General features: G+C 71.6%; 19 protein-coding genes. 11 read left to right on the top strand and 8 right to left on the bottom strand.

The genetic code is table 11. From position 1 onward, the window contains the following. Positions 1 to 52 precede the first annotated feature (52 nt). The 4 genes from ABD844_RS48690 to ABD844_RS48675 form a co-directional block, all read right to left on the bottom strand. Positions 53 to 1,732 carry a fibronectin type III domain-containing protein gene (locus ABD844_RS48690; protein ID WP_344895502.1) on the bottom strand — a complete coding sequence of 560 codons (1,680 nt, stop codon included), beginning with the start codon at positions 1,730 to 1,732 and terminating at the stop codon, positions 53 to 55. Further along, the gene (locus tag ABD844_RS48685; RefSeq protein WP_344895499.1) at positions 1,729 to 3,291 is read right to left on the bottom strand and encodes a chitinase; all 1,563 of its coding nucleotides are present in this window, start codon (positions 3,289 to 3,291) and stop codon (positions 1,729 to 1,731) included. The genes ABD844_RS48690 and ABD844_RS48685 overlap by 4 nt, the downstream gene beginning before the upstream one ends. Positions 3,292 to 3,617: 326 nt before the next feature. Continuing rightward, a complete protein-coding gene (locus ABD844_RS48680) occupies positions 3,618 to 5,444 on the bottom strand; it encodes a M14 family metallopeptidase (RefSeq protein WP_344895495.1) in 1,827 nt (608 codons plus the stop codon). Between the two features lie 70 nt (positions 5,445 to 5,514). Further along, a complete protein-coding gene (locus ABD844_RS48675; protein ID WP_344895492.1) occupies positions 5,515 to 6,150 on the bottom strand; it encodes a nitroreductase family protein in 636 nt (211 codons plus the stop codon). 151 nt (positions 6,151 to 6,301) lie between these two features. On the opposite strand from ABD844_RS48675, the gene ABD844_RS48670 reads away from it, so the two are divergent. Beyond that, positions 6,302 to 6,799 (top strand): Lrp/AsnC family transcriptional regulator, encoded by a 498-nt coding sequence (locus ABD844_RS48670; RefSeq protein ID WP_344895489.1) that lies wholly within the window; start codon positions 6,302 to 6,304, stop codon positions 6,797 to 6,799. Here ABD844_RS48670 and ABD844_RS48665 read toward each other — a convergent pair. From ABD844_RS48665 to ABD844_RS48655, 3 genes are read right to left on the bottom strand one after another with little or no spacing between them, the layout of a single operon-like run. Then, entirely contained in the window at positions 6,780 to 7,382 is a 603-nt protein-coding gene (locus ABD844_RS48665; RefSeq protein ID WP_425568786.1) for a hypothetical protein, read from the bottom strand. The two genes, ABD844_RS48670 and ABD844_RS48665, sit on opposite strands and share 20 nt — an antisense overlap. Continuing rightward, positions 7,379 to 8,770, bottom strand: coding sequence for a selenium-binding protein SBP56-related protein (locus tag ABD844_RS48660; RefSeq protein ID WP_344895486.1), 1,392 nt, complete (start codon positions 8,768 to 8,770; stop codon positions 7,379 to 7,381). The genes ABD844_RS48665 and ABD844_RS48660 overlap by 4 nt, the downstream gene beginning before the upstream one ends. Before the next feature lie 31 nt (positions 8,771 to 8,801). Further along, the gene (locus ABD844_RS48655) at positions 8,802 to 9,662 is read right to left on the bottom strand and encodes a TIGR03619 family F420-dependent LLM class oxidoreductase (RefSeq protein WP_344895483.1); all 861 of its coding nucleotides are present in this window, start codon (positions 9,660 to 9,662) and stop codon (positions 8,802 to 8,804) included. A 266-nt stretch (positions 9,663 to 9,928) separates the two neighbouring features. On the opposite strand from ABD844_RS48655, the gene ABD844_RS48650 reads away from it, so the two are divergent. From ABD844_RS48650 to ABD844_RS48640, 3 genes are all read left to right on the top strand, one after another. Next, positions 9,929 to 10,480, top strand: a complete 552-nt coding sequence (locus tag ABD844_RS48650; RefSeq protein WP_344895525.1) for a serine hydrolase domain-containing protein — start codon at positions 9,929 to 9,931, stop codon at positions 10,478 to 10,480. 47 nt (positions 10,481 to 10,527) lie between these two features. Then, positions 10,528 to 11,181, top strand: a complete 654-nt coding sequence (gene leuE, locus ABD844_RS48645; RefSeq protein WP_344895480.1) for a leucine efflux protein LeuE — start codon at positions 10,528 to 10,530, stop codon at positions 11,179 to 11,181. Positions 11,182 to 11,466: 285 nt separating this feature from the next. Beyond that, positions 11,467 to 12,108, top strand: a complete 642-nt coding sequence (locus tag ABD844_RS48640) for a VC0807 family protein (protein ID WP_344895477.1) — start codon at positions 11,467 to 11,469, stop codon at positions 12,106 to 12,108. A gap of 3 nt (positions 12,109 to 12,111) precedes the next feature. On the opposite strand, the gene ABD844_RS48635 is transcribed toward ABD844_RS48640, so the two are convergent. Then, positions 12,112 to 13,260 (bottom strand): sensor histidine kinase, encoded by a 1,149-nt coding sequence (locus tag ABD844_RS48635; RefSeq protein ID WP_344895474.1) that lies wholly within the window; start codon positions 13,258 to 13,260, stop codon positions 12,112 to 12,114. 392 nt (positions 13,261 to 13,652) lie between these two features. Between ABD844_RS48635 and ABD844_RS48630 the strand changes: the two genes are divergently transcribed. The 7 genes from ABD844_RS48630 to ABD844_RS48600 form a co-directional block, all read left to right on the top strand. Further along, positions 13,653 to 14,270: a DedA family protein gene (locus ABD844_RS48630; protein WP_344895471.1), complete on the top strand. Its 618-nt coding sequence runs from the start codon at positions 13,653 to 13,655 to the stop codon at positions 14,268 to 14,270. A gap of 36 nt (positions 14,271 to 14,306) precedes the next feature. After that, entirely contained in the window at positions 14,307 to 15,119 is an 813-nt protein-coding gene (locus tag ABD844_RS48625; RefSeq protein ID WP_344895467.1) for a DMT family transporter, read from the top strand. A 107-nt stretch (positions 15,120 to 15,226) separates the two neighbouring features. Beyond that, positions 15,227 to 16,438 (top strand): glycosyltransferase, encoded by a 1,212-nt coding sequence (locus ABD844_RS48620; RefSeq protein ID WP_486348553.1) that lies wholly within the window; start codon positions 15,227 to 15,229, stop codon positions 16,436 to 16,438. Continuing rightward, positions 16,435 to 17,130: a DUF998 domain-containing protein gene (locus ABD844_RS48615; protein WP_344895461.1), complete on the top strand. Its 696-nt coding sequence runs from the start codon at positions 16,435 to 16,437 to the stop codon at positions 17,128 to 17,130. Before ABD844_RS48620 ends, ABD844_RS48615 begins: the two co-directional genes overlap by 4 nt. Positions 17,131 to 17,190: 60 nt before the next feature. Then, positions 17,191 to 17,964 (top strand): cytochrome P450, encoded by a 774-nt coding sequence (locus ABD844_RS48610; RefSeq protein WP_344895458.1) that lies wholly within the window; start codon positions 17,191 to 17,193, stop codon positions 17,962 to 17,964. Continuing rightward, entirely contained in the window at positions 17,961 to 18,713 is a 753-nt protein-coding gene (locus ABD844_RS48605) for an isocitrate lyase/PEP mutase family protein (protein WP_344895454.1), read from the top strand. The genes ABD844_RS48610 and ABD844_RS48605 overlap by 4 nt, the downstream gene beginning before the upstream one ends. Positions 18,714 to 18,720: 7 nt before the next feature. Next, a partial coding sequence (locus tag ABD844_RS48600; protein WP_344895450.1) for an AfsR/SARP family transcriptional regulator occupies positions 18,721 to 19,180 on the top strand: 460 nt, incomplete at its 3' end.

Here is a 19,180-nt window from a genome sequence, read left to right as displayed (position 1 = left end):
CGACGGGGGCGGGCCGGGTGGTGAGAGCGGGCCGCTCACGGCGGCCCGCGGGTCAGAAGCCCGCGGTGATGCGGGTGAACTCCCAGTCGGCCTGGGCGATGCCGCTGCAGTTGGAGGTCACGCCGCCGCCCGGGCAGGGGCGGTCGCGGTTGACGGCCCAGTAGGCGAGCCTGGTCAGCCCTCTGGCGTTGGCCCAGTCGCGGATCTGGGTCCAGGTGGCGGGCGAGGTCAGCTCCTGCTGGTCGGACAGGCCGTTCATGCCGGAGATGCCCATGTGGGCGTACGCCTGGGCGTCGGTCCAGCCGTAGGCGGTCTTCAGCGCGTTCTTCAGGCCCTCGGAGGCGTTGACGGTGTCCTGGTACATGTTGGAGCCGCCGAAGTCGAACGGCATGATGGTGAAGTTGTCGATCGGCACGGCGAGCGCCCTGGCCTGGTTGATGAGCCGGATGCCGTGGGCGTTCGGGCCGGTCCGCGTGGTGCCGAAGGTGACGACGACCTTGACGTTGGGGTTGTTCTGCTTGACGATCTTGAGCGCGTTCAGGATGCGGTCCTGGACGGTGTAGTTCTCGAACTCGTCGGTGTTCTCGATGTCGAAGTCCACGACGGCCGGGCCGACGGCGTTGATGACCTGCTGCACCGCGCCCGCGAACGCCTGCGGGGTGGAGCAGTTGGGGCCGAGCTTGTTGCCCGACCAGCCGCCGAAGGAGATCTGGACGCTGCCGCCCTTCGACTTGATCGTGTTGATCGCCTGCTGGTCGGCGCCGCCGGTCAGCGGCCGGTTGCCGTCCCAGGCGGGCGTGCAGCCGCCGCTGGACAGGATGAACGCCATCGTGAACGACCGCACTCCGGTCGCGTCCATGACCGTGCCCGGGTTCGGCGGGTTGCCCCAGCCCATGTAGAGGTAGGGGGCGCCGGGCATCTTGGTGGTGCTGCTGCAGCCCGAGGTGGTGGCGGTGACGTCCCGGCCGGCCGACTCGCCCGCCGAGTTGTACGCCCTGACCGTGTACGTGTGCGTCGTGCACGCGCCGAGCCCCGAGACGGTGGCGCTGGTGCCGGTGACCTGGGCCCGCTGGGCGGTGCCCTCGTACACGCGGTAGCCGGTCACGGTGCCGCTGGAGGCGCCCCAGCTCAGCGCGATGCTGGAGTTGGTGACCGACGCGGTGACGGTTCCCGGCTGGCCGGGCGCGCCGGTGCCGCCGGAGGTGGTGGCGGTGACGGAGTTGCTGTCGCCCGACAGGTTGCCGGCCGCGTCGCGGGCCCTGACGGTGTAGGTGTAGCTGGTGTTGGCCGCCCGGCCGCTGTCGGTGTAGGTCGTCCCGGTGACCGTCGTCACCAGGGTCCCGCCGCGGTAGACGTTGTAGCCGGTGACGCCCACGTTGTCGGTGGAGGCGTTCCAGGCCAGAGAGACGCTGCTGGAGGTGACGCCGGTCGAGCGGAGTTCGCCGGGCGCCGACGGGGCCGTGGTGTCGGCGCCGCCGCTGTTGACCTTCCAGAGCGCGGGCACGTTCGACGGCTCCCAGCCGGGCTGGGAGGTGTGCGCCTGAAGGCACACGTAGTCGACGCCGTTGTAGGTGACGACCGTCCCGATGGTGTACGCGGTCCACGGCGCCCAGGCGGCGGCCAGCTGCTGGACCGCGCCGTACGCGGCGGGGGCGGCGGCGCCGAGGCCCGCGCCGGTCAGTGCGAGGGCCAGGCCGGCCGCCAGAGCGGTGAGTCTGCTGCGAAGTCTCATGGCATTCCCTGGAGGTGGGGCTTGACGGTCTTGGAGAACGACCAGTTGTTGCTCGCGTCCCAGTTGATGGACCAGGTCATCGCGCCCCGGATGTCCGGGTAGGCGCGCGGCGGCACGAAGGTCCCGCAACTGGTGCGCTTGGCCAGGCAGTCGAGTGCCTGGTTGACGAGGGAGGGCGCGACGACGCCGCCGCCCGCGGCGCCCGGCCCGGCGGGCAGGCCCAGCGCCACCTGGTCGGGGCGCAGGCCGTTCTCGAGCTGGATGCAGGCCAGCGCGGTCATGAAGTTGACCGAGCCCTGCCCGTACGCCTGGGCCTGGTCGCAGCCGAGCATGGAGCCGGAGTTGTAGAACTGCGTGTGGACGACGGTGAGGATGTCCTTGATGGACAGGGCGAGCTTGAAGTACTCCATCCCGGTCGACTGCATGTCGATGGTCTGCGGGGCCATGGTGATGATCAGGTCGGCGCCGGCCTTGGCGCGCAGCGACCTGAGCGCCTGGGCCATGTAGGTGGCGTTGAGGCCGTTCTCCAGGTCGATGTCCACGCCGTCGAAGCCGTAGCTCTGCATGAGCGCGTACACGGTGTCGGCGAACCTGGTGGCCGCCGCGGCGCTGGCGACCTGCACGCGGCCGGCCTCGCCGCCGACGGACAGGATCACCTTCTTGCCGCGCTGGTGCAGGGCCTGCACGTCGGCTCTGAACTGGGCGTCGGTGTAGCCGCCGACGGCCGTGGCGAGCCCGGGGTCGACGGTGAAGACGACCTCGCCGGGGTTGGCCGTGGCCTCGCCGAACGCGATCGCGACCAGGTCGTACTCGTCGGGCACGGCCGAGAGCTTGAGCTCGACGGCGGGGTTGACGAAGTTGTGCCAGTAGCCGGTGAGGAAGTGCCTGGGCAGGGTCCCGCCGCCGGTGCAGCCGGTGGTCGTGGCGGTGGCGTCCTGGCCGGGCGACTCGCCCTGGGCGTTGTACGCCTTGACCGTGTAGGTGTGGGTCTCGCAGGAGCCGAGCCCTCCGACGGTCGCCGTGGTGCCGGTGACCGTGGCCCTGACGGCGCTGCCCTCGTAGACGCGGTAGCCGGTCACCGTGCCGCTCGACGCGCCCCAGGTGAGGGTGATGGCGTTGCCGGTCGAGGTGGCGCTGACGGCGCCGGGGGCGCCGGGCACGCCCGGCGTGGAGCCGCCGCCGCAGGAGGCCCCGTTGAGGGTGCAGCCGGTGATGCCGGGGAAGTTGCCGGGGGCGCCGTTGAAGCCGAAGCTCACGCTGGCCCCGGGGGCGAGCGGGGAGGCCCAGGTCGGAGGGGTGAAGGTGTAGTGCTGGCCGCTCCGCGTCATGACGGCGTCCCAGGCGGAGGGGATGCTGAAGCCGGCCGGCACGTCGAACTGCACGTTCCAGGAGGGCATGGGGGCGGTGGTGGCGTTGGTGACCGTGACCCTGCCCTCGAAGCCGGAGCCCCAGTCGGCGACCTTGGCGAAGGTCGCGGTGGCCGCCGCGGCCTGGGCGGGCAGGGACTGGAGGGCGAGTGCGAGGGTCGCGAGCACCAGGAGAATCGCGCGTAGTCTCACGGGTCTTCCTTTGGGGGGTGTGCGTGCCGTACGGCTTGCACCGGGGGGTGAGAGCGCAAGCCGTACGGCACGGCCCGCGGAGGTGAAACGCGGGCCTTGGGGGGAATGTCGGCGCGGACCGGTGTGAGAGGGTGACCTTGCAGAGACAGTCAGGTTCTGTGGGATAGATGATTACTTTTAGGAAAGTTTCCTAAGAGTTGTCGCGATCGTAGCTTTGACACCGGGCGCTTACAAGACCCAAACATGGCCGCGCCGCACGGGACCGGAATCCCGTGCGGCGCGGGGCAGAGCCTTGGCAGGACCGCGCCGTGCGGCCTGACCGGGCCCTACGGTTGCTGGGTGATCCTGACGTCGTCGACGCCCGCCTCGACCAGCGAGGCGCCCCCGGCGTCGGCCGCGTCCACGAGGATGCGGACGGTCTGGCCCGCGAACGCGTTCAGGCTCGCCGTGGCCGTGGCCCACGAGCCGTTGCGGTTGACGGCCGACCCCGCCTGGTTGAGCACCGTGGTCGTGGTGTTGCCGACCACCCGGACCCGGAGGTAGTCGGCGCTGGAGGCGTTCGAGCCGTGCGCCAGATACCACGACAGCGACAGGTTCAGCGCGCCCGTCGAGGGCAGCGTGATCGGCGGCGACTGGATCGAGGTGACGCCGCCGTCAAGGTCGTGGTCGCCCGCCGCCGCGCCCGCCAACCGGCCGGTGACCAGGCCGTTCGTGCCGCTGACCGTGGTGCCGAGCTGCTTGGCGCCGCTGGAGGTGGTGGCCTCGGGGTCGCCGCGCTCCCATGCGCCCGCGGTCGCGGTGTCGGTGCCGTTCGGGTTGACGGTCCAGCCCGTGGCCGTCTCGAACGTGTCGGAGTGGACGCTCACCGGCGGGTTCCCGGTGCCGCAGTACTGGGCCTCCTTGCCGATGATGCGGTAGACGCAGTCGGAGTACTCCAGGAAGCGCAGGACCGCTTCCCTGTTGCGGGTGGTCTGCGGGACGATCTGCTCGTCCGGCGGGTAGAACCCCGGGCTGGAGCCGGTCGGGTACATCTCGAAGGTGAAGCTGAAGATCTTGTAGACGCCCCACAGCCAGTCGTCGATCGTGCCGTCCGTGATGTAGAGGTCGCTGGCCTGCTCGGGCGTGTAGTTGTTGGTCGAGGCCATGTTCTGGCCGAGGGTGGCGTGCGCGTCGCGGTCGTCCTGGGTCAGGCCGGGCGCGGTGTCGTTGAAGGTGTAGCCGTAGGGCCACAGGATCAGCTCGCTGTAGGTGTGCCAGTCGATGTGCGCCTTGATCTGCTGCACGCCGCCGACCACCCGGCCGCGCACCCAGTTGGCCGCCGCCCTGACCTCGGGCGCCGACTCCGCGCTCGCGCCGCGGTAGGTCTCGCTGGACGTCGTGCCCGACGAGCCGCCGCAGCAGCCCCAGTTGTAGCCCCAGTTGCGGTTCATGTCGGTGCCGACGGCCGTCGATCCGGAGTTGGGCTGGCGGTTCTTGCGCCACGAGCGGTAGGAGCCGGTGGCGATGTCGTACTCGCCGCCGTCCGGGTTCAGGTCCGGCATGATCCAGATCTCCCGGGTGTTCACCAGGTCGGTGATCCGGGAGTCGGTGCCGTAGTTGTCGGCGAGCAGGTGCATGATGTACAGCGCCATCTCGACCGTGAGGTGCTCGCGGGCGTGCTGGTGCGCGGTGAACAGCACCTCGGGTTCGCTCTCGTCCGTGCCAACGTTGTCGCTGATCTTGACCAGGCGCAGCGCCCTGCCCTCGTACGACGTGCCGTACGTCGTCTGGCTGACGATGTTCGGATGGGCCGCCACCAGGGCGTTGATGTTCGCGGTCATCTCGGCGTAGTTGTGGTAGCCCGAGTCCGCCGGCGGGAAGTCAAAGGCGCCGGCGGACGGGGGTGTCGGGCGCGGCGCCTCCGCGACCAGGTAGCCGAGCCGCCTGATGGCGGAGACCTCAGCTTCCGTGGCCGTGACCAGCACCGAGTCCGTGGCCACCTCTTCGATGGCGGCTCCGGTGGCCGCCACCGCGCTGCGCTGCTGCGCGTTCGCCGGGCCCGACACGCGATACTGCTTGTTCGGCGGCGGCTCGGCGGTGGCGCCCGCACCGGTCATGCCGGTCAGGCTGACCAGGCTGAGGGCTGCGAGCAGGATGACTAATCGGCGTTTCACCTCGTCCTCCCCAGGCGCTCGGGATCGGGGTTGACCGGCGCCTGAACTGAGAGTGAAGACGCCGCGCCGACTAGGAAAGGCCCAAAGTTCCGGTCAGCCGGATCAGGGCCTCCTCCACGGGTTTCCTGGCCAGATCCGGCACCTCGGCGCCGTCGGCCGCGTACCCGACCGGGAAGAGGATGTAGGGCCGCTCGTTGGGCGGGCGGTGGCAGATCTCGCTCAGGAAGGCCATCGGGTTCGGCGTGTGGGTGAGCGTCGACAGGCCCATGACGTGCAGCGCGGTGATGAACAGCCCGCAGGCGATGCCGACGCTCTCGTTGACGTAGTAGTGGCGGACCTTCTCGCCCTCGGGGGTCAGGCCGTACTTCTCGGCGAAGCACACCACCAGCCAGGGCGCCACCTCCAGGTAGCCCTTGTCCGAGGTGGTCTCCAGCGGCTCCAGCGCCGCGCGCCACTCGGGCGGCAGCCGGCCGCCCTCGTAGTTCTGCCGCTCCTCGGCCTCGGCCGCCTCGCGCACCCGCCGTCTGGTCTCCGGGTCGCCGATCACCACGAACGTCCACGGCTGCTGATGCGCCCCCGACGGCGCGGTGTTGGCGGCGCGTACGGCCAACTCCACGCACCGGTACGGCACCGGCTCCGCGCTGAAGGCCCGTACGCTGCGCCGCCGCTCCACCAGCCGGTGGAACTCCTCGCCACGCCTGACCATCTCCGCGGGCTCGTGACGTTCTGGCGTGTAGGGAACGAAGGGATGCCGGTGCTCCATAAGATCCGAAGTGTCGGCACTGATGATGGATCTGACAACACCCATCCCCGCATGCTGCCGATCTGACAGCGAAACCGGACTTCTGGAGGCGAATATGCCAGCACGCCGCCGCGGTCTCGACGGCCTCGACCTCGACCTCCTCCGCCTGGTCGGCGAGCGCCCGCGCAGCGGCCTGCTGGAGATCGCGCGGCTGCTGGGGGTGGCGCGCGGCACCGTACAGGCCCGGCTGGACCGCATGGCCGCCGACGGCGTGATCACGGACTTCGGCCCGAACCTCTCCCCCGCCGCCCTCGGGCACCCGGTGCAGGCGTTCACCACGCTGGAGGTCGAGCAGGCGGCCCGCGAGCACATCTCCAGGACCCTGGGGTCGATCCCGGAGCTGCTGGAGGCGTACATCGTGACCGGGCCCGGCGACGTGTGGTGCCGGATCGCGGGGCGCGACCACGAGCACATCCAGCGGGTCATCGACCGGATGCTGGCGATCCCTGGCGTACGGCGCAGCACCACGGTCATCACGCTGTCCACCGTGGTGCCGCACCGGGTGCTGCCCCTGGCGGAGAGCGAGGCCGCGGTCAGACCTGGACAAGCGTGATAACCCCGGCCGCCACCAGCGCCGCCGCCCACATGCGATCGACGTTGAACCAGGCCCGCCGCAGCACCGCCAGCCCGGCCACCCTGTAGACCACCACCGCGATCACCAGCGCCACCGTGAACATGGCCAGCGTGTGGTAGGCCGCCACGCCCAGCCCTCCGGAGACGGCGTGGCCCGCGTGGCCCCCCTCCGCGGCGAGGCCGGTCAGGACCGGCAGCAGCATCAGCCCCGCCCCGTGCGCCGACGACATCAGGAACGACCAGCCCGCCAGTTGCCACAACGACAGCCGCATCCCCACCCAGCGGAAGTGGCGGCGCGACAGCAGCCGCCACAGGCCGAAGCCCACCAGCACCACCCCGCCGCCGATCGACAGCACCGTGCCCGTGACGAGCGAGCCGGTGGCGGCGACCACGACCGCCACCAGGGCCACCGAGGCGAGGTGGCCCAGGGCGATCATCGGGATCGACTGGAGCAGCCGGTCCATGCTGCGCTCCTGGAGGCCGCGGGCGACGGCGAAGAGCCAGCCCATGGCCGGGTTCAGGCCGTGGAACGCGCCCAGCAGGAGCACCGCGGTCAGGGTCACGGGTAGCAGTAGGAGTCGGAGGAGGCATCTCCGCCCTGCAGTCGCACCTGGTGGGGACGCAGGCCGCGGAAGGCGTCCCCGTGCGGGAAGAAGCGGGTGTCGAAGGTGAACGACTCCGCGTCGATCTTGGCCATCCAGGCGCCCACCCCGTCGGGGTAGAACTGGTCGTCCCAGGAGCCGTACAGGGAGTTGGTGAGGTAGACGCGGCGGCCGTCGCGGCTGACCTCGACCATCTGCGGCCCGCCGCGCAGCGGGAGCCCGGGCTCGGCCGGGTGCGGGGCCTGCCCGGCGATGCCGCCCACCCGCAGCGAGCCCAGCTCCACCGGCTTGAACGGGTCGGACACGTCGTACTGCTTCAGCTCGCCGGTGCCCCAGCACGACACGTACAGGCGCCGGTCGTCCACCGACAGCGCGATGTCGGTCACCAACGGCGGCACCGCGCCGAAGGGCTGCAGCACCGGCGGCAGGCGGTCGGCGGCGGCCGGTTCCGCGGGGATGGAGATGACCTTGCGCGCCTGCCAGCGGCCGTCCTCGTGGAACCAGAGCCAGACCGAGGCCGACAGGTCCTCGACGCTGGTGACCACCCCGACGAAGCCGTACTGGCGGGTCGGGTCGTGGGCCGGGCGCAGCTCCAGCGGCATCTGGTGCTCGTCGCCCAGGTCCACCTCCTGGAGGTGCGTACGCTTGCGCAGGTCCCAGAAGTGCAGCTTGTGGCCGTACTTGCGGCCGAGCAGCAGCTCCCCGACGACGCCGTCCTCGATCATCGACGGCGTCCCCCACTCGGAGGAGACCAGCACGTCCTGGTTGATGTGCCACCAGAAGTCGTAGGCGAGGTACTGCGGCCCCCGGTCCAGCTCCCACTGCCCCAGCACCTCGAAGGAGGTGTGGTCGAGCACCGCGATCCCGCCCGGCCCCTCCTGGCCGTCGGCGCCTCCGAGCGCGGACACGTACAGCCCGTCGGGGCCGCAGTGCACGGTGTGCGGGCGCGAGTAGCCGGCCCGCCTGGCCAGCGTCTCCGGTTCGATCACCTTGACCAGTTCGGGGCTGATCCGGTCTTTGGTGTCGTAGATGTGGATGCGCGAGGAGCGCAGCCCCGGCACGACGAGGTAGCGCCGCTCGACGTGCGGGTGGGGCGCGCTCGGGCACAGGGCGCTGCTGCACGCGTTCCAGCCGAAGTGGTGCAGTTCGTCGCCGGTGTTGGGCAGGTCGGTCCAGCCAGCGACCGTGCCGTACGCGGGCGAGTCCGGGTCGGTGTCGATGACGGCGAGCGCGTCAGGACGGGTGGCGGTCCGGTCGAACGCGGCGACGTAGGCCAGCTTCTCGGCGGGCGCGCCGGCGGCGTCCCGTGGAGAGGGATAGAACGTGGGGTCCGGCGTCCAGAGGGTCATCTCTCCAGGAAAGAACCAATTTCCTACAGGGTCAATAGGTAATTGTGTGACCGATGCGTTCGAGCAGTTCCTCGGGGCCGGTCTCGAACGGGTGCCAGAACACGTGGTCGGCGCCCAGCGCCCGGGCCCGCTCCAGGTCCTCGGCCACCTGCTCGAGCGAGCCGGTGAGCGGCATGCGCTCGTCCAGCGGCCGGTCCGTGATCGGGCCGTTCACCTGGAGCACCAGCGGCCCCGGCCCGTTGCCGTACGCCTCCAGGGTCAGCTCGACCTGCTCCCAGGCGAAGACCACGATGGTCAGCCCCATCCCGAGCGCCGCCGCCCGCTCGACGGACACGGGAGCCGCCACGCCCGCCAGCAGCGTCAGCCCGGCCGGCTTGGGACCGATGTCCGACTCGGGGACGGTGTAGAAGCGGCCCGAGAAGCTCACCGGGTCGGGACCCCAGCACGCCCGCATGGCCCGCAGGTGCTCCTCGAAGCCCGCCCCGCGCCGCTTCGCCGGCACGCCGGCCGCCTCGAACTCCTGCTCCATCCAGCCCTGACCCAGCCCGATCATGGTCCGGCCGCCGCTGAGCCGGTCGAGCGTGGCCAGCCGCTTGGCCAGCACGACGGGGCTGTGGAACAACGCGTCGACGACGCTGGTGCCCAGGCGGATGGTGCTGGTCTTCGCCGCGACGTAGGCCAGCGTCTCCAGCGGGTCGTACACGGAGGCGTTGGAGTCGGGCAGCGACACGGGCTGGTCCATGCCCAGCATCCGCGCCTGGGCGGGGCGCAGCAGCCGTTCGAACGTCCAGACCGCCCCGAGGCCCGCGCGTTCCGCGTCCTGCGCCACCCGGGCGATCCGCTCAGGGTCGGCGTCGCGTCCCGTCGTGGGGAGACCGATTCCGAGATCCATCTCGTGCTCCTTTCCCGTCTGCCTGTCGGACCATCCTCAGCGCGGGAAATCATCGTTTACGGGCGGCGGGTTTCGTGATGGATTCGGGAAATGACCGTGCACGGCACCTGTGACTCCGGTTCTCCCAGGTCGCGGAGGAGTTCGCGGCGAACCTCGCGGAGCGCGGCGAGGTGGGCGCGTCGGTGTGCGTGATCGTCGACGGGGAGGTGGCCGTCGACCTGTGGGGCGGCCGGGCCGCGCCCGGCACCCCCTGAACGGCTGGCACGATCGGGCACGTCTGGTCGTGCACCAAAGGTCTGACCGCCCTGTGCGCCCACCTGCTCGCCGCGCGCGGCGACCTCGACCTCGACGCCCCGGTCGTACGCTACTGGCCCGAGTACGGCGCGCGCGGCAAGGACGCCACGCTCGTCCGGCACCTGCTCGCCCACCAGGCCGGGCAGCCCGCGCTGCGCGAGCCGCTGCCGCCGGACGCCTTCTATGACTGGAAGCTGATGGCCACCACGCTGGCCGAGCAGAAGCCGTTCTGGGCGATCACCAACGCGCGGGGCCTGGCGGGCATGTACCGCCCGCTGTCGCTGGGCGGCGACGGCCTGGTGAGCCGCGAGCACCTGGCCCTCATGTCGCAGACCGCCTCCGCGGGTCCGGACGCGGTGCTGCTCGCGCCGACGCATTTCGCGCTGGCCTTCGCGTACACGATGAACAAGCAGGGCTCCGGGCTCGGCGTCAACCCGCGGGGGCGGGCCCTGGTCGACGCGGCGTACCGGGCGCTCGGGCACCGGCAGGCGTACGGGGGAATCTGGTACGCCCCCAACGGCTGAGCACGAGATACCGTGACATGTCACCAGTTATTCCAGGAGCACGCGGCATGTTCTTCGGCATCATCGACCTCTGGGCCTACGTCATCGGCGCCTTTCTGATCATCCTCCTCCCCGGCCCCAACTCCCTGTACGTCCTCACCTTCGCCGCCCGGCACGGCGTACGGCGGGGCTACCGGGCCGCGGCGGGCGTCTTCGTCGGCGACACCGTGCTGATGGTGCTCAGCGCCGCAGGGGCGGCCTCGCTCCTGCGCTCCAACCCGACGCTGTTCACGATCGTCAAGTACGCCGGCGCCGGCTACCTGGCGTGGATCGGCTTCCAGATGATCCGCGGCGCCTGGAAGAGCCGGCGCGCCGAACTGTCGGCGACGCCGGAGGAACCACCGGCGGCCGGGGCGGAGCTACGCCCGTTCCGCAAGGCCCTGACGATCAGCCTGCTCAACCCGAAGGCGATCCTGTTCTTCGTCTCGTTCTTCGTCTCGTTCGTGGACCCGGGGTACGCCTCCCCCGCGCTGTCGTTCCTCATCCTGGGGGCGGTCATCCAGATCTTCAGCCTCCTCTACCTGACCGCGCTGATCTTCGGGGGCACCTTCCTGGCCGACCGGTTCCGCCGCCACCGCCGGCTCAGCGCCGGGCTGACCTCGGGCGTCGGCGCGGTTTTCGTGGGATTCGGCGCGAAGCTCGCCACCACGTCACTCGGATGAAACCCGCATTCAAGGCGCAACTGTTTTCGTGGAGCCAGATGGAACGCGTCAAAGGAGGCAGTCGCAGCACCACTCCTCGGGTACGGTAGGCCACCGGCGTGCTTCCCGGGACGACGGCGACGACGCTCTCAAGACACAGCTCTTTATCGACAGTGTTCTCAAAACAGCGTTCTCAGGACGGTGTTCTCAGGACGGTGTTCACAAGAGAGCGAGCGCTCCGTCTGGCAAGCCTGACCCCCCGACACCCGGGTAGTCGCTGACCGTCGGCCTATCTGCGGAGCAGCCTTGAATCATCCTCCGGTCACCCTTCCACGCCTCACCGCGCTCGCCCGTCAGGCGGCACCCCGCCTGCTGGAGGCCGTGGTGGCCCCGCTGGCCGTGTTCTACCTCGCCCTGGTGGTGCTCGGCCCCGAATGGGCCCTCGCCCTGACCGTCTCCTGGGTCTACCTCGGCGTGGCCTGGCGGCTGGTCAAGCGGATCAAGGTGCCCGCCACGATGTGGCTGGCCGCGTTCGCGATCACCGTACGCGCGGCCGTGGCGTTCTGGACCGGCACCTGGATGTGGTTCTTCATCCAGCCGGAGCTGGGCACGATCTGCATCGGCATGGCCTTCCTGGCCTCCGTGCGGCTGAACCGGCCGCTCGTCCAGAAGCTCACGCTCGACTACATCCACCTGCCCTCCGCGGTGCTCAAGCACGAGCGGGTACGCCGCTTCTTCGCCAGGATCACGCTGCTGTGGGCGTTCGTGCTGCTGATGAACTCCACGCTCAGCATCTTCCTGGCCGTCTACGAGTCGCTGGCCGGTTCGCTGGAGACCTACATGCTGCTGCGGACGTCGGCGGTGGCCGTGATCAGCGGCACGGCGATCACGTTCTCCGTCCTCGCGTTCAAGCGGCTGCTGCGCCGCCTGCACCTCTCCCACGCCTGACCGTCACGGGGTCGGCTCGGGGAGGGACACGGCCAGCTCGAAGCCGTCGCCCACCGGCCCGGCGTCGAGGGTGCCGCCGGCCAGCCGTACGCGCTCGCGCAGGCCCGCCAGCCCCATTCCGCCGGACCGCGCGGTGGGGCGGGAGCGGGGCGGCCCGTTGCGTACGCGGATCCGGCGCGGCGAGACCGCGACCTCGACGGCGGCCCCCGGCGCGTGTTTGGCCGCGTTCGTGAGCCCCTCCTGCACCACGGCGCGGGCCAGGCCGGACACCGGCCCCGGCGCCACGTCCAGACTGATCGACATGCCGGAGTCGGCGGCCCTGCGCACCAGCTCGGACACCTCCTCGTCCACCGGCGAGAGCGGCGGCGCGTCGGAGTCCTCGCGCAGCAGCCCGATGATCTGCCGCAGCCGCTCGGTGGCGTCCGCCGCCGCCGTCCGCAGCTCCCCCGCCGCCCTGACCTGCTCCGGCGCCAGCCCGGGAGCCAGCTCCAACCCGGCGGCCCGTACCGCGATCAGGGCCAGGTCGTGGCCGAGAGAGTCGTGCATGTCACGCGCGATCCTGGCCCGCTCACGCAGCCTCGCCTGCGCCTCGGCCGCCAGCCTGGTCTGCCGCCGCTGCTGGAGCAGCCGACGCCGCAGCACGCCGAACAGGTACGGCACGAGGTAGGTGCCGATCAGCGCGGTCACCATGGACACCCACAGGGCCAGGTCGCCGCCCATGTACAGCACCACACCCACGCCGACCAGCGAGATCAGGCAGTACGCGGCCGCCGGCGGCCAGACCTTCGTCAACCGCCGCCCGGTCAGGTAGGCGTACCAGGCGATGAACGGCGACGTCGGCAGCAGCGGCAGGATCTTCACGTTGCGCCGGGGCAGCAGCCAGCTCAGGTCCACCGTGGCGAACCCCTCGGTGAACCGCCACGGCCCCAGCGGCAGCAGCAGCACCAGCGCGACCAGGGGCCGTCGGCGCCCGACCAGCACGGCCGCCGCGGCGAGCACCCACCGGGACACGGTCACCAGGCAGAACGCCACCGGATCCACGAACGGATCGGGCCCCATGGCCCCGATCATGACGCAGAGGGCGACCCAGAGCAGCAGATCGCCGACCACCTGGCGGCGGCTCTCACGGCGGAACGGACGCAGGGACCTCACCGCACCGACGTTATCCGCCCCGTTCGGGCACGGATGCCCACCCAGGTCAGGCACCACCCTTGACGAAAGTCGGGGTGGTGTCGCCGCCACCGTCGCGGTAGGGCTAGCCCCACCTCCAAAGCGCCTATCTCCTCTCCTGTTTCCTCCTGCGAAAACCGGTTGGATCGAAGCTGCCACCAGAGGTCGCGAGCACGTCCCTGACGAAAGTAGGGGGTGGTGCCCACCGATCGTCCGATGTGCCATGACCTGCGGAGTTTCTACCTTCAAGGGGTAGCGGCCCTGACTCACATAGGGGAAAGGACCGCATTCGACCCGGGGGCATCCCCGATGTCCCCGGGCCCCCCGCACCGAGACGCTGTGTGGGCTGCCCCCAACGATCGGAGTACACGCTCATGTCGCACGCCATCCTCGACCTGGTTCACGAGGTGATGTCGTCGCCCTGGTTGTATCTCGCCCTGTTCGGCCTGGCCCTGCTCGACGGGTTCTTCCCGATCGTTCCCGCCGAGACCGCCGTGATCACCGCGGCGGTCTTCGCCGCCTCGGGCGAGACGAACCTGGCCCTGATCATCGCCGTCGCGGCCCTGGGCGCGTTCGCCGGTGACCACATCTCCTATCTGATCGGCAACCGGTCGGGGGGCAGGCTCCGGGAGAAGAAGGCGTTCGTCTGGGCGCGGCGTGCGCTGGATGAACGCGGCGGGCTCGTCCTGGTCGTGGCCAGGTACATCCCAGGGGGCCGGACCGCGACCACGCTGACCATGGGCGCGGTGCGCTACCCGCTGCGCTCGTTCACGTTCTTCGACGCGATCGCGGCCGGCTCGTGGGCGGTGTACTCCGGTCTGATCGGCTTCTTCGGCGGGATGGCCTTCGAGAACGACCCGATCAAGGGACTGCTGCTCGGCCTGGGGATCGCGGTGTCCGTCACCGCCCTGGTGGAGATCGTGCGGTGGGTCAGGAAGCGTCGCGCCACCCAGGCTTCCCCAGAACGTCTTCCAGCGGACACGTCCGTTTGACCCTGCCTGGCAACTATCCGTCTGAAAGGAGTGCGCATGACTGTGCTGGCCGCGGTGATCGCCCTGGTCGGTTCGCTGTTCTTCGCGCTCGGGGCCGCACTGCAGCAGTTCGAGGCGGCCGGATCCGCCAAGCCGGGGCTGCTCGTCCTGCTCCGCAGGCCGCGCTGGCTGATCGGCGGCGTGTCCATCGTGACGGGTGGCGGCCTGCACATCGTCGCGCTCGGGCTCGGCCCGTTGACCGTGGTCCAGCCGATGGGGGTGGCCAGCCTGCTGTTCGCGCTGCCCATCGCCGCCGCGCTGCACCACCGCAAGCCGTCGCGCAGGGAACTGGCCGCCGCCGCGTTGGTGGCGGCCGGGCTGATCGGCCTGGTGCTGATGGTGCCCGAGTCCGACGGTCCCACCGGCCTCGCCCCGACCGGCGTGCTCACGCTGCTGGGTGTGTCCGGCGTCGCGGCGGCACTGCTGTTCCTCGGCTCGACGGCGGCCTCCCCCACGGGCCGGGCCGCCCTGCTGGCCACCGCCTCCGGCGTCCTGTACGGCGCCACCGCGACCCTCATGCGCGTGCTGGTGGACGGCTCGTGGAACTGGTGGTACCTGCTGGCGCTGCCGGTCCCGGCCCTGCTGGCGCTGATGATGCTCCAGCGCGCCTACGCCGTCGGGCACTTCGGCGTCTCCTTCGCCTCGCTGCAGATCGCCGACCCGCTGACCGCGGTGGCGTTCGGCGCGCTGCTGCTGGGCGAACCGCTCCCGACCGGGGTCCTGCCGGTCGCGGCGGCGCTGCTGGCCGCCGTCGGCACCGTCGCCCTGGCACGGACCAGCCCGCTGGAGGCCCGCCACGACCCCGCCTGACCGCTTCTCCGCCTGCCCTGCCTTCCCCTCCTTCCCTGCCTTCCCCGTCTCTTCCATCCCAGCTCGCGGCTCTCCCCAAGCCGACCGTAAGACCGGAGTTCACCGAAATGGCCATGCCCCTGCACCGCGTCCCCGACGTCGCCGCCGTCTCCCCAGCCCCCGAGCGTCCCCGCCGAGTCCTGATCTCGACCGACACCTACCCTCCCGACGTGAACGGGGCCGCCTACTTCACCCACCGCCTGGCCACGGGCCTGGCCGCACGGGGCAACGAGGTGCACGTGGTGTGCACGTCGGAGGCGGGCCCGGCCAGCGCCGACGTGATCGACGGCGTGGTCGTGCACCGATTGCGCTCGGCGCCGCTCCTGGTCCATCCGACGATGCGGTTCACCGTGCCCGCCCGGCTCGACCGGCTGGTGGCCGCCATCAGGCCCGACGTGCTGCACACCCAGGGACACTTCGTGGTCGGCCGGGCCGCCATGGCCGCCGCCCGCCGGGCCGGCGTGCCGATCGTGGCCACCAACCACTTCATGCCCGACAACCTGTTCCAGTTCGTCCACATCCCGGAGAAGCTGCGGGCCAGGGCCGGGCGGCTGGCCTGGCGCGACTTCAACCGGATCTTCAACCGGGCCGACCACATCACCACGCCGACCCCGCTGGCCGCCAAGCTCCTGGCCGACCAAGGCTTCGAGCGTGAGGTCGAGCCGGTGTCCTGCGGGATCGACCTGACCAGGTTCCACCCGCACGCCGAGCCCAAGTCGTGGGCGCGCAAGGCGTTCGACCTGCCCGACCGGCCCACGGTGCTGTTCGTCGGCCGCCTGGACGAGGAGAAGCGCCTGGACGAACTGGTCCGCGCGCTGCCGCTCGTGCTCAACGAGACCGACGCGCAGGTGGCGCTCGTCGGCAAGGGCAACCAGCGCGAGGAGCTGGAGCGGCTGGCCAGGCGCATCGGCGTCGGCGACCGGGTGTTCTTCCTCGGCTTCGTCGCCGACGAGAACCTGCCGCAGGCGCTCGCCGCGGCCGACGTGTTCGCCATGCCGGGCGTCGCCGAGCTGCAGAGCATCGCCACGCTGGAGGCCATGGCCTCGGGCCTGCCCGTGGTGGCCGCCGACGCGATGGCGCTGCCGCACCTGGTGGCGGGGAACGGTTACCTGTTCCAGCCGGGCGACGTGATCTCGCTGGCCCGTCACCTGATCGCCGTACTCGGCGACGACGACCTGCGGGCCGGGCTCGGCAAGGCCAGCAGGGAGCTGGCGCTCACCCACGACGACCAGTCGTCGCTGGCCCGGTTCGAGAGGATCTATCAGGAGGTGGTGCGATGATGCCCAGGCAATATGTCTGGGGCACGATCGCCGGCACGCTGGTGTCGGCCGGGGCGCTCGCGTACGCGCAGGTGGCACTCCCCAGCCAGATACTGCTCAGCGACTACGCACTGGTCTCCGGCGGGCTGGCGCCCGTCGTGGTCGGGATGCTGGCGCTCGCGGGGGCGTGCCTGTGTCTCGCGTACGGGCTGGCCGCCACGGACCCCGCGCGTACGGCGGCCACCAGGGTGCTGCTGCTGGCCGGGGCGGCCGGGCTGACGATGAGCGTGATCTTCCCCACGGACCCGGGGACGTCGCAGGTCGGCTCGGTGTCCGGCGAGATCCACCGCTGGTCGGCGGCCGTCGTCTTCACCTCGCTGCCGGTCGCCGGCTGGACCCTGGCCCGTGGCCGCAGGCCGGCGCCCCGGTGGAACGCGGTGCGGGCCATGAGCGTGTCGTCCGCCGTCGCGCTGGCCGTCTACCTGGCCTCCCACCCGGCCACCCTCACCTCGCCGCTGATCAACGGCGGCGCCTACTACGGGCTGCTGGAGCGCGCCGTGGTGCTCGCCGAGATGGGCCTGCTCATCGCCATGGCGCTGGCCATCGCCGCGGGCCGCAGGGCCGCCCGCAGCCGGCCCGCTCCCGCCACGGCGGACCGGCCCGACCTGACCGAACAGCCCGACCGGCCCGACGGGCAGCGGCTGGCCGCCTGATCCCGACCCTGCCGGCACACTTCGACCGCCGGCGAAAGGACCCCGCCCTAGCGTGAACCCATGCTCGTCACACGCCATGCAGAAGCCGAGGCGGTGCTCGCCGACCCCCGGTACGTGCCGCCTCCCGTACGCCAGGACGGCGCGGAGGGGACGCTGGCCTGGCTGCGTGCCCGCGTGTCGCGGTTCAGCACCGGCGAGGCGCACGCGCGCCGCCGCCGCGAGCTGGTCGCGCTGCTGGACGGCCTCGCCCCCACCCGCCTGCGCCGGGAGGCCAGGGCGCTGACCCGGGAGCGGGACGGCGCGTGGCGAGGCGTCCCCACGGCCGTGCTCGGAGCCGCACTCGGTGTCGGGGACACCCGCGCCGTGCCCGTGGCCGCCGCCGGTTACCTGTCGGGCGAGGAGACCCCGCAGGCCGACGCCGCCGTCGCCGAGCTGCTGGAGCTGGCCGGGCTGCCGGTGATCACCCTGCTGTTGCAGGGACACGCCGCCACGGAGGCGCTCGTCGAGAACGCCCTGCGCCACGCCCGGCCCGGCGACGACGTCGACGCGCTGCTGCACGAGACGCTCAGGGGGGACCCGCCGCTCAGGGCCACCCGCCGGCTGGACACCCGCACGGGCGAGGAGGTCACGATCGACCTGGTGGCCGCCAATCGCGACCCGGCCGTGTTCGCCGCGCCCGACCGCTTCGACACCAGCCGCTTCGACCCCGGCCGCTTCGACCCCGGGGGCGGACCGGCCCGACACCTGACCTTCGGCCACGGCGTACGGCCCTGCCCGGCTCCCGCCCACGCGATCGCGCTGGCGGGCGGCGTGCTGGAGGGGGTGCTCGGATGACGGCCGGCCAGACCTTTCGTGACCTGCACCGGCCCGGCGACCCGCTGCTGCTGCCCAACGCCTGGGACTACGGCTCGGCCGCGTTCCTGGCCGCGCACGGGTTCCCGGCGATCGGCACGACCAGCCTGGGCGTGGCCGCCGTCCACGGCAGGCCGGACGCGGCCGGCGCCACCAAGGCCGAGACGATCGAGCTGGCCGAGACGATCGGCGGCCTGGGCGTACTGGTCACCGTGGACCTGGAAGGCGGCTTCAGCGACGATCCCGGCGAGGTGTCCGACCTGGTCGCGTGCCTGGCGGGGCTCGGCGTCGCGGGGGTCAACCTGGAGGACGGCCGACCCGACGGCACGCTGCGCCCGATCGGGCTGCACCAGCGGATCATCGAGGCCGCCAAGGGGCACGGGGTGTTCGTCAACGCGCGTACGGACACGTACTGGCTGAAGACCGGCGACACGCTGGAGCGGGTACGCGCCTACGGCCACGCCGACGGGATCTTCGTGCCCGGCCTGAGCGACCCCGGCGAGATCGCGGCGGTCGTCGCGAGCACGCCGCTGCCCCTCAACGTGCTCCACCAGCCCGGCGGCCCCTCGCTGGCCCGGCTCGCGGCGGCCGGCGTGGCCAGGGTGAGCACCGGTTCGCTGCTCTACCGGGCCGCGCTGCGGGCGGGGGTGGCCACGGTGCTCGCCATCCGGGACGAGCCGGCACCGCGCATACCGACATATTCCGAGATCGCCGCTCAGTTGCCGCGATAATTGAGGCATGCGCTTCCAGATCCTGGGCCCCACCCACGTGGTGGACGACGACGGCGGGCCGGTCGCGCTCGGCGGTCCCCGGGTGCGCGCCCTCCTCACGCTGCTCGCCCTGCACGCCGGCCGCATCGTCGGCGCCGATCAGCTCGTGGACGGCATGTACGGCCCCCGTCCCCCCGAAGGCGTGGCCAACGCGCTGCAGTCGCAGGTGTCCCGGCTGCGCCGGGCGCTGGGCAGGGATCTGGTGGAGTTCCACCCGGCCGGATACCGGCTGGTCGCCGACCCGCAGGACGTCGACGCACGCAGGTTCGAGCAGCTCACCGGGGCCGGCCGGCAGGCGCTGACCGGTGGCGAGCCCGCACGGGCGGCGGCCCTGCTGCGCGAGGCGCTGGAGCTGTGGCGGGGCGCCCCGCTGGCCGTCGCCCCGCACGCCGAGGCCACCGGTCAGCGCCTGCCGGCCGGCCCCGGTG

This window comes from Nonomuraea antimicrobica (assembly GCF_039536965.1).
Taxonomy (GTDB): Bacteria; Actinomycetota; Actinomycetes; order Streptosporangiales; family Streptosporangiaceae; genus Nonomuraea; species Nonomuraea antimicrobica.
This window is presented reverse-complemented; position numbering and strand designations above follow the sequence as displayed.